Annotated in this window: 9 protein-coding genes and 1 tRNA gene; 5 read left to right on the top strand and 5 right to left on the bottom strand. The window is 65.1% G+C overall.

Annotation, left to right across the window (positions count from 1 at the left end):
- Positions 1 to 339: 339 nt before the first annotated feature.
- Both RTN46_RS14115 and RTN46_RS14110 read left to right on the top strand, forming a co-directional pair.
- On the top strand, positions 340 to 822 hold the full coding sequence (locus RTN46_RS14115; RefSeq protein ID WP_312182306.1) for an SRPBCC domain-containing protein: 483 nt from the start codon (positions 340 to 342) through the stop codon (positions 820 to 822).
- Positions 823 to 831: 9 nt separating this feature from the next.
- A complete protein-coding gene (locus tag RTN46_RS14110; protein WP_312182304.1) occupies positions 832 to 2205 on the top strand; it encodes an FAD-binding oxidoreductase in 1374 nt (457 codons plus the stop codon).
- Between the two features lie 24 nt (positions 2206 to 2229).
- On the opposite strand, the gene RTN46_RS14105 is transcribed toward RTN46_RS14110, so the two are convergent.
- Positions 2230 to 3966 carry a glycoside hydrolase family 13 protein gene (locus RTN46_RS14105; protein ID WP_312182310.1) on the bottom strand — a complete coding sequence of 579 codons (1737 nt, stop codon included), beginning with the start codon at positions 3964 to 3966 and terminating at the stop codon, positions 2230 to 2232.
- Between the two features lie 302 nt (positions 3967 to 4268).
- On the opposite strand from RTN46_RS14105, the gene RTN46_RS14100 reads away from it, so the two are divergent.
- Positions 4269 to 5183 (top strand): hypothetical protein, encoded by a 915-nt coding sequence (locus RTN46_RS14100; protein WP_312182302.1) that lies wholly within the window; start codon positions 4269 to 4271, stop codon positions 5181 to 5183.
- Between the two features lie 123 nt (positions 5184 to 5306).
- Here the strand turns inward: RTN46_RS14100 and RTN46_RS14095 are convergent, their stop codons facing one another.
- The 4 genes from RTN46_RS14095 to RTN46_RS14080 form a co-directional block, all read right to left on the bottom strand.
- Positions 5307 to 6668: a DUF4032 domain-containing protein gene (locus tag RTN46_RS14095; RefSeq protein ID WP_312182300.1), complete on the bottom strand. Its 1362-nt coding sequence runs from the start codon at positions 6666 to 6668 to the stop codon at positions 5307 to 5309.
- A gap of 113 nt (positions 6669 to 6781) precedes the next feature.
- On the bottom strand, positions 6782 to 7870 hold the full coding sequence (locus RTN46_RS14090) for a sn-glycerol-3-phosphate ABC transporter ATP-binding protein UgpC (protein ID WP_312182299.1): 1089 nt from the start codon (positions 7868 to 7870) through the stop codon (positions 6782 to 6784).
- A gap of 156 nt (positions 7871 to 8026) precedes the next feature.
- Positions 8027 to 8794 (bottom strand): trehalose-phosphatase, encoded by a 768-nt coding sequence (gene otsB / locus RTN46_RS14085; RefSeq protein WP_312182308.1) that lies wholly within the window; start codon positions 8792 to 8794, stop codon positions 8027 to 8029.
- A gap of 5 nt (positions 8795 to 8799) precedes the next feature.
- Positions 8800 to 10257, bottom strand: a complete 1458-nt coding sequence (locus RTN46_RS14080) for a trehalose-6-phosphate synthase (RefSeq protein WP_312182297.1) — start codon at positions 10255 to 10257, stop codon at positions 8800 to 8802.
- A 164-nt stretch (positions 10258 to 10421) separates the two neighbouring features.
- Between RTN46_RS14080 and RTN46_RS14075 the strand changes: the two genes are divergently transcribed.
- Together RTN46_RS14075 and RTN46_RS14070 are read left to right on the top strand one after the other, a co-directional pair.
- Positions 10422 to 11300, top strand: coding sequence for a thioredoxin domain-containing protein (locus RTN46_RS14075; RefSeq protein WP_312182296.1), 879 nt, complete (start codon positions 10422 to 10424; stop codon positions 11298 to 11300).
- Positions 11301 to 11437: 137 nt separating this feature from the next.
- A tRNA-Thr gene (locus RTN46_RS14070) sits at positions 11438 to 11514 on the top strand.
- Positions 11515 to 11603 lie beyond the last annotated feature (89 nt).

Genomic DNA, 11603 nt, shown 5'->3' with positions numbered 1-11603 from the left:
CCGGACAATATTTGAGGTCACCCCGTGGGGGTGGCCGGGTTTCAGGCCCCGCACAATGTGCGGGGCCTGACTGCTTTAACACCCGGAGTTATGCCCGCGGGGTATAGGTGCTTCTCCGGTCGGCGCCTATGCCGCGCCTACAGTTGCTGATCCTTCCGAAGCGGAGACCCGTATGGCCGCGAAGACCACCGGCACACTGTCACCTGAAGAATTTGCTGCTGCCCAAGAGGAACTGGCGCTACTGCTGCCCTCCCTACTCCGGTCTGCCCGACCCAGCCCGCAGGAGCACCGGAACATTACCGGCCCCGCTACAACCGCCAGAGTACGTAGGCTTGTGACATGACTTCCTCCCTGTTTTCCCACGCCCCGGACCCTGAGCCTCAGCACGCCACCACCGCGGTGGCCGACATCGAGGAATCCTGCATTGTTCCCCGTGAAACGGAAGAGGCATTCAGCGGCTTCCATGAGTACCTGCATCTGTGGTGGCCGGAGGAGTTCAGCACCTTCGGCGAGGGGATGCATCCTGAGTTTGAAGGCGGGGCGTTGACCGAGACGAGCGTCGACGAGGAGAAAGACCTCTGGGCAACGGTGCGGGACATCCGTCCCGAAGAACTGCTGGCCTTGGACTGGTTCCTGGGGCACAGCAACAGCATCGCGACCAACGTTGAAGTGAAGTTCGAAGCAGCGGAGGACAGCACTGTCGTGACGGTGCTGCACTCGGGGTTCGGCAGGCTGCCGGATGGCCCGGATGTCCGCGAACGGCTCGCCAGCGAATGGCGCAACGTTCTGCAACGTTACGCGCGGTTCATGGGCGCCCGGTAGCCTTCTGGTATGACCACCGATGTTCTGCAGGACCTTGCGCTATCCATTTCCGGCATTACCGTAGAGACCGATCCGGACACTCTGGCCCGGTACGCAAAGGACCAGGGCCCGGTGGTGGAACTCATCAATCCGCTGGCGGTGGTCTGGGCGGAATCCGTGGAAGACGTACAGACTGTTCTGCGGTGGGCATCGCGCACTAACACTGCCGTTGTGCCGCGCGGCGCCGGGACCGGTGTCTCCGGGGGAGCCCATGCCACCCGAAACTGCATTGTCCTCAGCCTCGAGAAGATGAACCGGATCGTGGACATCCGGGCGGAGGACGAACTCGCCGTCGTCGAACCCGGCGTCATCAACGCTGACCTCAACGAGGCTGTGATGCCCCACGGCCTCATGTACGCGCCAGACCCGGCGAGCTACAAACTCTCAACGATTGGCGGCAACGTCGCCACCAACGCGGGCGGCCTTCGCTGCGCCAAGTACGGCGTCACTCGGGATTCAGTGCTGGCGCTGGACGTGGTGCTGGCGGATGGAACACTGATCCGAACGGGCCACGAAACCTTTAAAGGCGTGGCGGGATACGACCTCACCGGGCTGTTTACCGGTTCGGAGGGCACCCTCGGCATCGTTGTCGGCATCACGGTCCGGCTCCGCTACCTGCCCCGCGAGGTGCGGACCGTCGCGGCGTTTTTCCCCGACTTCCGTACTGCAGCCGCCGGGGTGCTCGCCGTCGGCGCGGCCAGGGTCCAGCCCGCAATCATGGAACTGCTCGACGGCGCCACGATGGCGGCGCTCGACGGCGCCCATGGATCCGACCTCGCCGCGCGCGGTGGCGCGTTGCTCCTGATCCAAACCGACGGCTTCGGGGCGGAAGCCGAAGCCGAAGCCGTGCGAACAGTCCTGTCCGGGCTCGGCGGGACCGTGAGTTCCGCCGGGTCCGCCGAAGCCGAACGCCTAGTGGAACTGCGCCGGCACAGCCGCGGGGACGACGTCGACCATGAACTCCGGGTGGGCGAAGACGTGGCCGTGCCCCGGTCCCAGTTGGTGCACTACGTGGCAGAGCTGGAGCGGATGGCGCAGGACCACCGCGTCCAGCTCAAAGTCGTGGCCCATGCCGGCGACGGCAATCTGCACCCGACGTTCTGGGTCAACACCGCAGAGGGAACCGACGGTGCCCGGCGGTTGGACGCAGCCTTGGACGAGTCCATTTCGGTCGCCCTGCGGATGGGCGGGACCATCACCGGCGAACACGGGGTGGGCCAGTTCAAGCTGCGCTGGCTGCCGCAGGAACAGCAGGCCGAAGTGCTTGAACTTCAGCGCCGGGTCAAAGCAGTGTTCGACCCGGCGGGAATCCTGAACCCGGGCAAGGCCGTCCCCGGCCTTTAGCCCCGGCCCGCCGGGCAGGTAAACCTAGGGAACCCGCATCCAGACTGTCCGGTTGGGGCGGAGCCGGGTGTGCTCCATGGCGCCCGGAGAGCTCTCGTGCAGGATTTCGAACTCCGGCAGTTCCACCGGCTCGGCACCCATGTTCATCACGACCAGCACGCCGTCGTTCACGAAGGCCACAACTCCCTCGGCGTCATGCTCGGGCCACCAGGAGAGCGAGCCATGGCCGAGGCCGAGTTCCTGCCGCAGCCTCAGCGCGGTCCTGTACATATGCAGCGTCGAATCCGGGTTGCGTTCCTGGATGTCCCTGGAGAGAGCGCCCCAAAGTCCGGGCTGCGGCAGCCAGCTCTTTCCGGAAGCGCTGAACCCGTACGACGGCGCATCCGCCACCCAGGGCAGCGGCACGCGGGAGCCGTCCCGGCCCACGCGCAATCCGTCCGTGCGGAGGAACGTCGGATCCTGCCGGTACTCGTGCGGAATCATGGTGTGGTCGGGCAGCCCGAGTTCCTCACCCTGGTAGAGGTAGACGCCGCCCGGCAGGCCCAGCATCAGCAGCGTCGCCGCGCGGGCCCGGGCCAGCCCGAGCACATGGTCCGGCTGCGCATCGCTGGGACCGATCCCGTCACCGCTGCGCAGTTCGTGTCCCTTCAGGCCAAAGCGGGAGACATGGCGCACGACGTCGTGGTTAGAGAGCACCCAGGTGGTGGGGGCACCGACTTTGTCGAACGCGTTCAGCGAGGATTCGATGATGTGGCGCAGCTCGGCCGCGTCCCAGGGGTGGTGGAGGTAGGCGAAGTTGAAGGCTTGGTGCATTTCGTCGGGGCGGACCCAATCGGTGAGCCGGTCCAGGGGATCGATGGTCGCTTCGGCGCAGAGCACCCGGTCGCCGTCGTACTCGTCCAGGATCGCCCGCCAGGACCGGAAGATCTCATGGATCCCGGACTGGCCGAACATCGGAGCCTCGTGACCGGGGAAACCGTCGATGGACGCTCCGTCGGCGCGGCCGCCCCAGTCCGGCAGCCCGGACTTCTTGATCAGGGCATGGGCCACGTCGACGCGGAACCCGCCGACGCCGCGGTCGAGCCAGAAGCGCAGGATGCGTTCGAACTCGTCCTGCACAGCGGGGTTATCCCAGTTGAAGTCGGGCTGGGTCGAGTCAAAGAGATGCAGATACCACTGCCCGGGGGTGCCGTCGGGATTGGTGGTGCGGGTCCACGCGGGTCCGCCGAAGTGGGACTGCCAGTTGTTCGGCGGGTTTTCGCCGTTTTCGCCGGTGCCGTCGCGGAAGATGAACATGTCCCGGGCCGGAGAGTTCTCCGGTGCGGCCAGGGCGGCCTGGAACAGGGCATGCTGATCAGAACAGTGGTTGGGGACCAGATCCACGATCACGCGGATCCCGTGCGCCGCAGCGGTGGCGACGAGGGAATCGAAATCGTCCAGGGTCCCAAAGATCGGATCCACAGAGCAGTAGTCGGCGACGTCGTAGCCGGCGTCTTTCTGCGGGGATTTGTAGAAAGGGGAGAGCCAGATCGCGTCGATATCCAGTTCGGCCAGGGCCGGGATTTCGGCGGTGATGCCGGGAAGGTCGCCGATTCCGTCCCCACGAAGATCGCGGAACGAGCGGGGGTAGATCTGGTAGATCACCGAGGAACGCCACCACTGTCGGTCACGTTCAGCGGAAGCCTCATGTACCGGCACCAGTTGAAGCTGCGCGGAGGTCGTTGAGCTATCGCGGAGGGCGTTGTCCATGGACGAAATCATCCTTTTCACGCTATTCAGTCTGCTTACATATTGCTTAACGCCAGGGCCCCGGCACATGTGCCGATATCCGGCGGTGATTGTTCACACAACCGGCGCTGCCCGGTGTGCCGCTGCGCTACCCGGTGTCCCGCGGCGCGGCCCTGGGTAGGCACCACTTAGGCAGAGAGGCCGCTGACTTGGGGCGGGACCCTGCGCACCCAGCTTAGCCGCAACCACACAAGATAGACTGACGGCGATCGCCGGAACAGACCGCAGCTGTTGGCCGGCCAGGAATCCAAAAACCAGCGCCCCAGGGGAGAACCATGCCAGAGAACCGCAACGACGACGCCGAACAGCCCGCCAGCGAGCCGACGGGTTCGGCTGTGCCGGATCAGCTGGCCAGCGAGACTCCGGAAGAGAGTGGGGCTCCGGCCAGCGAGACTCCCGCTGCCGATGCTTCCACCGCGGGCGGGGCTCCCACCCAGCCCCTTTACGGCCAGTACGGCCAGGCAGCCCCGGAACAGGGAGCCTTCGCCCAGCCGTCGGGCCACGGTCAGGGGACGGAAGCCCAAGGAACCTACGGCCAGGGCTCGGGCCAGGATACCTATGGCCAGGGCTCCTACGGCCAGGCTCCGCAGCAGCCCGCCTCCGGAGAGCCGCAGGCCCCTTACGGCCAGGCTCCGGGTTCGGATGCCTACGGCCAGGCGCCGCAGCAGCCCGCCTCCGGAGAGCCGCAGGCCCCTTACGGCCAGGCTCCACAGCAGCCGACCTACGGCCAGGCGCAGCAGCAGTCCCCGTACAGCCAGCAGCAGTCCCCATACGCCCAGGCCCCGGCCTATGGACAGCCGCAGCCGCCGTACGGAACGCCGAACTACGGCTACCCGGGCACCTACCAGCCCCCGGCGCAGAAGCCCGGCAAGGTCATGGGCCTGGTCGGCCTGGTTCTTTCCTGCCTCTTCTTCATCCCGTTCGCTTCGCTGGTCGGCCTGATCCTGAGCATTGTGGGCCTCGTCCAGTCCCGTAAAGCCAAAGTCAGCAATGGTCCGGCCCTGGCAGGCATCATCGTTGGTGCGGTGGTCTTCATCCTCACCCTGGCCGCCATGATCATGCTCTTTGCATTTGCGGCAGACATGACGATGTCATTTATGGACGTTTGTGCCGAAAACGGACCCGGCACGCACTACATAGACGGCATGACGTATGAGTGCTCTCCCATGGACTTCGAGCAGTCCCTGTAACAGGCAAGGCAGCGGCCGCCACGTAACGTTCCGGGAGGGTAAGTAGCTGGCAGAACGGACGATTATCTGGCCCAAAGCACAAAAGGCCGGGCCCACGGGCCCGGCCTTTTGTGCTTAAGCGGATTACTGCTGGCTCGGCGTGCCGCCGCCCTCCAGGATCCGCATGGTTTTGGTGTCCGGGTTGAGCAGGATCGCGGCTTCGTCCCGGCGGTGACGCAGTTCCGTGTCCAGATAGGACTGGACGGCTTCGGCGAGGCCCACGTTCCGGTCCTCCTTCTGGGAGAGATACCAGCGGTGTTCCAGGACTTCGTGAACCACCTCCGCCTGTTCCAGTTTGCTGCCCAGCTCACGCGGCACGGACTTTACGATGGGTTCGAACACCTGGGTAACCCAGAGATGCGCGCTGAGCTCTTCATCCATGTCCGGGTGGTTGTCCGTGCGGTAGGAATCCAGGTCGTTCAGCAGCCGGCGGGCCTGGTTCTCCTGCGCGTCGAGGCCGGTCAGGCGGAGCAGACGGCGCTGGTGATGGCCGGCGTCGACGACCTTGGGCTGCAGCTGGACCTGCGAGCCGTCCGGGGTGGTGCGGATGGTGAGTTCGTCGACGTCGAATCCCAACTCGTTCAGACGGCGAATCCGGGCGTTGACACGCCAGCGTTCCCCGAGTTCGAAGGATTCCTGCTCGGTGAGCTCGGCCCACAGATTCCGGTAGCTGTCCATGATGCGCTCGCTGGTGGCGAGCGGGTCAACGCTCTCCTCTATCAGCCCGCCTTCGGCCAGGTCCATGAGTTCACCCGCGATGTTGACCCGGGCTATTTCAAGGTCGTACTCGCGCTGCCCGGTTGAGAGTTCGGGGTAGAGTTCCCCGGTTTCTGCATCGACGAGGTACGCAGCGAAGGCGCCGGCGTCGCGGCGGAACAGCGTGTTGGAGAGCGAGACGTCGCCCCAGTAGAAACCGGCGAGGTGCAGGCGGACCAGCAGCAGGGCCTGGGCATCGATCAACCGGGTGAGCGTCACTTCGCGCAGCGTCTGCGAAAAGACAGCGCGGTAGGGCAGGGAGAAGCGCAGGTGCCGGGTGACCAGTACCGGGGCGAGTTCCTCGCCGTCTTTATCCATGCGGCCGGTAATAACGGCCACCGGGGCAACACACGGGATGTTGAGCCGCCGGAGCTTGCGGAGCATGTCGTACTCCTGCCGGGCCAGGCGCTCGCTGGTTTCCTTGATGGCGACGAGGGAGTCGCCGAGTTTGGCGAACCGGACAACGTGCCTCGAGATGCCGCGGGGCAGCGCAGCGAGGTTTTCCTTGGGCCAGTCCTCCAGCGGGATGCCCCAGGGTAAATCGAGCAGGGCCGGGTCCATGGAGGCGGCGGTGATATGCAGGGAGCCCAGGGGAGCCTGGGTGGCTTCGGCGTGGCTCCGGGGCATCTTTTCGGGCTGCTCTCGATCCGTGGGTTCATCGCGCCAGTTGGCGTGGGCAGCGTCAGTCATGGGCGAAATGCCTTCTGTGGACTCTGTAGTGCGGGCTTTAAACGAGTGCGGTGACCTCTCCCAGCAGTCTAGTTCAGGGGAAAGACCACCGCACTTGTCTTCAGTCGTTGGAGTTACGCCTCGTCAGCAAGTCGCAATCCGGTGCTGGTGTCAAAGAGGTGCACATGGCCAGGTTTCGGCCGGACGTAGAGTGTCTCGCCCTTGGCCGGGGGTTTCCGGGCATCGACCCGGGCCGTGATCTCGTGCTCCTGGCCGTCCAGGAACGTATGGCCGTAAACAAAGGCGTCCGCCCCGAGTTCCTCGACGACGTCCACCTCCACCTTCAGGCCTTCGCCGCTGGCAGCGGTTTCCATGTCCTCCGGGCGTACCCCGAAGGTGACCGTGTTGCCGGCAGCCGCATCGAGGATGCTCTTGGGCACCGGGTAGACCGTTCCGCCGAAGCTGACCCCTCCCTCGGTGACCGGCAGTTCGAGCAGGTTCATGGCGGGCGAGCCCATAAAACCGGCGACGAAAACGTTCATCGGCTTGTCATAGAGGTTTCGCGGGGTGTCCACCTGCTGCAGCAGGCCGTCCTTGAGCACTGCCACCCGGTCACCCATGGTCATGGCTTCGACCTGGTCGTGGGTGACGTACACGGTTGTGACGCCGAGGCGGCGGGTCAGCGAGGCGATCTGGGTGCGGGTCTGGACCCGCAGCTTGGCGTCCAGGTTGGAAAGCGGCTCATCCATCAGGAAAACCTGCGGGTTGCGCACAATTGCCCGTCCCATGGCCACCCGCTGGCGCTGCCCGCCGGAGAGGGCCTTGGGCTTGCGGTCCAGGTAGTCCTCAAGGTCCAGCAGCTTCGCGGCCTCGCGGACACGGTCCATCCGCTCTTCCTTGGGCACGCCCGCGATTTTCAGGGCGAAGCCCATGTTGTCAGCGACGGACATGTGGGGGTACAACGCGTAGTTCTGGAAGACCATGGCGATGTCACGGTCCTTGGGTGGAACATCGGTGACGTCGCGGTCGCCGATGAGGATGCGCCCGGAATCGACGTCTTCCAAGCCGGCCAGCATGCGCAGCGAGGTGGATTTGCCGCAGCCGGAGGGGCCTACGAGCACCAGGAATTCGCCGTCGGCGATTTCGAGGCTGAGGTTATCGACTGCGGGGCGTTCAGTGCCCGGGTACAGTCGGGTAGCTTGGTCAAACGTTACCGTTGCCATGGTGTTTCCCTTCACGGGCAGGTACGTGCCCGACGATCCGTTGTGAATGGGTGCTATTCAGTTCTAAAAATGCGTGATGGGCGCCACTTGGCGCTCACTGCCGCCAAGTATGCCATGCCTGTCCAGAGGCCAGGAACAGTCCCGGTGACCGGGAGGTTAATTTTCGACGGCGGCCTGCCGCAGCTGGAGAAGATGCGCCAGCACTTCGGCAAAGCCCTCCGGCGATTCCACCCGGAAACCGGCGGCGGTGCTGCCCGGTCCAACTTTGATGCCCACGTCGCCGGGCTCCAGGACGGCGAACCCCTGTTCGTCCGTGACATCGTCGCCGGCAAAGAGCACCGCCGTCGCACCTGTCAGTTCCCGCAGCGCGCGGATTCCCTCACCCTTGTTGGCGTGGACTACGGATGCCTCGAGCACCCGCTTGCCGTCGGTGACCTGGACGCCGTCGAGCTCGCCCAGCCGGGTGCGCGCGGCATCGACAGCGGCGGACGCGACGTCATCGGAGGCGCTGCGGGTATGCAGGACGACGCCGGCGGGCTTGTCCTCGATCCGGCAACCGGGAGCGGACTCCACCACCGAGGCGACAGCGTGCCGGGCACGGGCCAGCAGCTGAGTCTGCTCGGGCGTGAGGTGCAGAGGTTCGGCGTTGGGACCGGTCCATGTCTCCGCACCGTGGCTTCCCACCAGCAGGGTTTCCGGCTCGGGGGTGGCAGCGTGGCGCAGGCTCGCCAGAGCACGTCCCGAAATGAGGGCGGTGGCGGTGTGCGGCACGGCGGCCAGGTCACGGAGAGCGGCGGCCGCTTCCGGCAGCGGGCGGGCGGCCTCGGCGCGTTCCACAAGCGGAGCCATCACGCCGTCGAAGTCCACGGCCACCAGCAGCTCATCGGCCGTGGCCAGCGTCGCCAGGGCGGTGCGGAGCTCCATGGGAATCACTGCTGATCTCCTTCCATGCGCAAGGCGCTGAGGAAATTCTGGGACCAGCGTTCGACGTCGTTCTGCAGGACCTGGCGGCGCATCAGGCGCATCCGGCGCTGGGCCTCACGCGGCGGCATGTTCACGGCGGTGACGATCGCTTCCTTCAGCCGGTCAATGTCATGCGGATTGACCAAAACGGCCTGCCGCAGCTGGTCCGCGGCACCCGCGAATTCGCTGAGCACCAGGGCGCCCGTGTTCTCCGTGCGAGCCGCAACATACTCCTTGGCGACCAGGTTCATGCCGTCCCGCAGGGCGGTCACCAGCATGACGTCGGAGGCGAGGTAGAGGGCAACCATTTCCTCCACGGGATAGGAATGGTGCAGATAGCGGATGGCGGTGTTGCTCATCGTGTCGTAGGTGCCGTTGATCCGCCCAACGGTTCCTTCCACCTCTTCGCGGAGCAGCCGGTATTGTTCCACGCGCTCGCGGCTTGGGCTGGCCACCTGGATCAGGGCGGCGTCGTCCACGCTGATCAGGCCGTCTTCGAGGAGTTCACCGTAAGCCTTGAGCCGGTGGCTGATGCCCTTGGTGTAGTCCAGGCGGTCGACGCCGAGCAGGATCACCTTGGGGTTGCCGAGTTCGCGGCGGATCTGCTTCGAGCGTTCGATGACGTCCTCGCGCTTGGCGAGCTCAGTGATCCGGTCAACATCGATGGAAATGGGGAAGGCCTCGGCGCGCGAGACGTAGGATTCGCCGTCCCCGCCGGTCACATGCACCTGCTGCTGGCGGACCGAGTGTCCGGCGAACCGGCGGACGCAACGCAGGAAGTTCGAGGTGTCGCTGGGCCGCTGGAAGCCGATCAGGTCCGCGCCAAGCAGCCCGGCGATGATGTCCTTGCGCCACGGCAACTGCGCGAAGATTTCCAGCGGCGGGAACGGAATGTGGTTGAAGAACCCGATTTTCAGGTCCGGGCGGGCCTTGCGCAGCAGTTGCGGCACCAGCTGGAGCTGGTAGTCCTGCACCCAGACAGTGGCGCCCTCAGCCGCCACTTCCGCGGCAGCTTCCGCGAAGCGGCGGTTCACGGTGCGGTAAGAGTCCCACCAGGTCCGGTGAAACTCCGGAGGGGCAATGACATCGTGGTAGAGCGGCCAAAGCGTCGAATTGGAGAAACCTTCGTAGTAGAGCTCCACCTCGGAGGCACTCAACGGCACCGGGCGCAGATGCATGTTGTCATGATCGAACGGTTCCAGAGGTTCGTCCGGAGCCCCGTGCCAGCCGACCCAGGCGCCGTCAGCCTTCTCCATCACCGGAGCCAGCGCCGTGACCAGCCCGCCGGGGGAGCGGCGCCAGGAGTCGCCGTCGGCGTCCGAAACCCGATCCACGGGCAGCCGGTTGGAGACCACAATGAAGTCGTAATCGCCGTACCCGTCCGTTGAAATCTCTGCGTTCGATTCCGCGGCAACAGCGTTCACCTTGTGCACTCCTAAGTTGACTTGTTTGTTTGCCACTCTATCCAACCGGGGAACCTTTGTACCCTCCCGGGCCGTTGTGGTTGGGGTGCGGGGATATCGTTGTCCCTAAAGATTGTGTTGGTTGTGCCGCCATGACCGCGGCCGTTTGAGAGACATGAGGAACTATGAGCGATCGAAACCCCAAGCCGACCAAGGCTGACCGCCAGGCCGCAGCGCGTGAAAAGGCGCGCGCCCTACGCGAGGCGCAGCTGAAGAAGGAACGCCGCAACAAGCTCCTGACACGCTGGGGCATTGTGGTCGGGGTCGTCGCCGTCCTCGTCATCGTGGCGGTGATCGTTATCAACAGCGTCCGCGGCGGAATTCCGGAAGCGGGTCCGGCGCCGGCCAACGCCAATGTGAACGGTGGCATCACCCTCACCTCCACGTCGGAGCTGAAGCCGACTGAGCCGTTTGAGGTGGACGTCAATAACCTGCCCGAGGCAACCACCACCAATGCGGCAGGTGAGACCGTGCCTGCCGGAGTTGAGGCTGCGGCACCGGGAGAGCCAGTGCAGATCGTGGAATACGTGGACGTCAACTGCGTGCACTGTGCCGACTTCGCCTCCACCCACGCTGACCAGATTGCATCCTGGCTCGACGCCGGCGAGGTCACGTATGAATACCGCACGGTCGCTTACCTGGACCGCGGTTCACCCACCAATTACTCTTCCCGCGGCGCCAACGCCGCCGCCTGCGTTGCCGATTCCAGCCCCGAGTCCTTCTGGGGCTTTATGAAGGCGATCTTCGCGCAGTACCCCAACGGTGAGATCGACAACGCTGCGATGGTGGACATGGCCGAGTCCGCGGGCGCCACCGATGTCAAGGACTGCATCACCAACGACGGTTTCCGTCCCTACGTGCAGTACACCGATTCCCTGGCCCGCGCGGCCGAGGTCAGCGGTACGCCGACGGTCTACATCAATGGCGCCGAGGGTGACCTGAACGCTTTCGTTGAAACCGTCCAGGCTGCAATCGACGCCAACAAGGCCGAGGCTGCTGCCTAGCCACTGCTTCGCACCAGGCCCCGCCGGGGACGGAACTGAATGTGGTTTCGCTCCGGCGGGTGCTCTGGGCTAATCTTGTCTAGCGCTGTTTTGTCGGTTATGTACGACGACGGCGCGGGGCCGGTTTCCCGGCCTCTGCCTCCTTAGCTCAGTTGGCCAGAGCACCTGTCTTGTAAACAGGGGGTCGCCGGTTCGAATCCGGCAGGGGGCTCCACAGCACAACACGAAACCCCTCCTGATCAGGCCTAACGCCGAACAGGAGGGGTTTTTCATGGGCTGCGGCTTCGGGGAAGCCGACCATCA

The organism is Arthrobacter sp., assembly GCF_031988865.1.
In the GTDB taxonomy this organism is placed as follows: domain Bacteria; phylum Actinomycetota; class Actinomycetes; order Actinomycetales; family Micrococcaceae; genus Arthrobacter_B.
This window is presented reverse-complemented; position numbering and strand designations above follow the sequence as displayed.

Bases quoted from the DNA above. Each gene is read 5' to 3' on its own strand.
- RTN46_RS14115 (WP_312182306.1), top strand. From the start codon at position 340: ATGACTTCCTCCCTGTTTTCCCACGCCCCGGACCCTGAGCCTCAGCAC.
- RTN46_RS14110 (WP_312182304.1), top strand. From the start codon at position 832: ATGACCACCGATGTTCTGCAGGACCTTGCGCTATCCATTTCCGGCATT.
- RTN46_RS14105 (WP_312182310.1), bottom strand. From the start codon at position 3,966: ATGATTTCGTCCATGGACAACGCCCTCCGCGATAGCTCAACGACCTCC.
- RTN46_RS14100 (WP_312182302.1), top strand. From the start codon at position 4,269: ATGCCAGAGAACCGCAACGACGACGCCGAACAGCCCGCCAGCGAGCCG.
- RTN46_RS14095 (WP_312182300.1), bottom strand. From the start codon at position 6,668: ATGACTGACGCTGCCCACGCCAACTGGCGCGATGAACCCACGGATCGA.
- RTN46_RS14090 (WP_312182299.1), bottom strand. From the start codon at position 7,870: ATGGCAACGGTAACGTTTGACCAAGCTACCCGACTGTACCCGGGCACT.
- otsB (WP_312182308.1), bottom strand. From the start codon at position 8,794: ATGGAGCTCCGCACCGCCCTGGCGACGCTGGCCACGGCCGATGAGCTG.
- RTN46_RS14075 (WP_312182296.1), top strand. From the start codon at position 10,422: ATGAGCGATCGAAACCCCAAGCCGACCAAGGCTGACCGCCAGGCCGCA.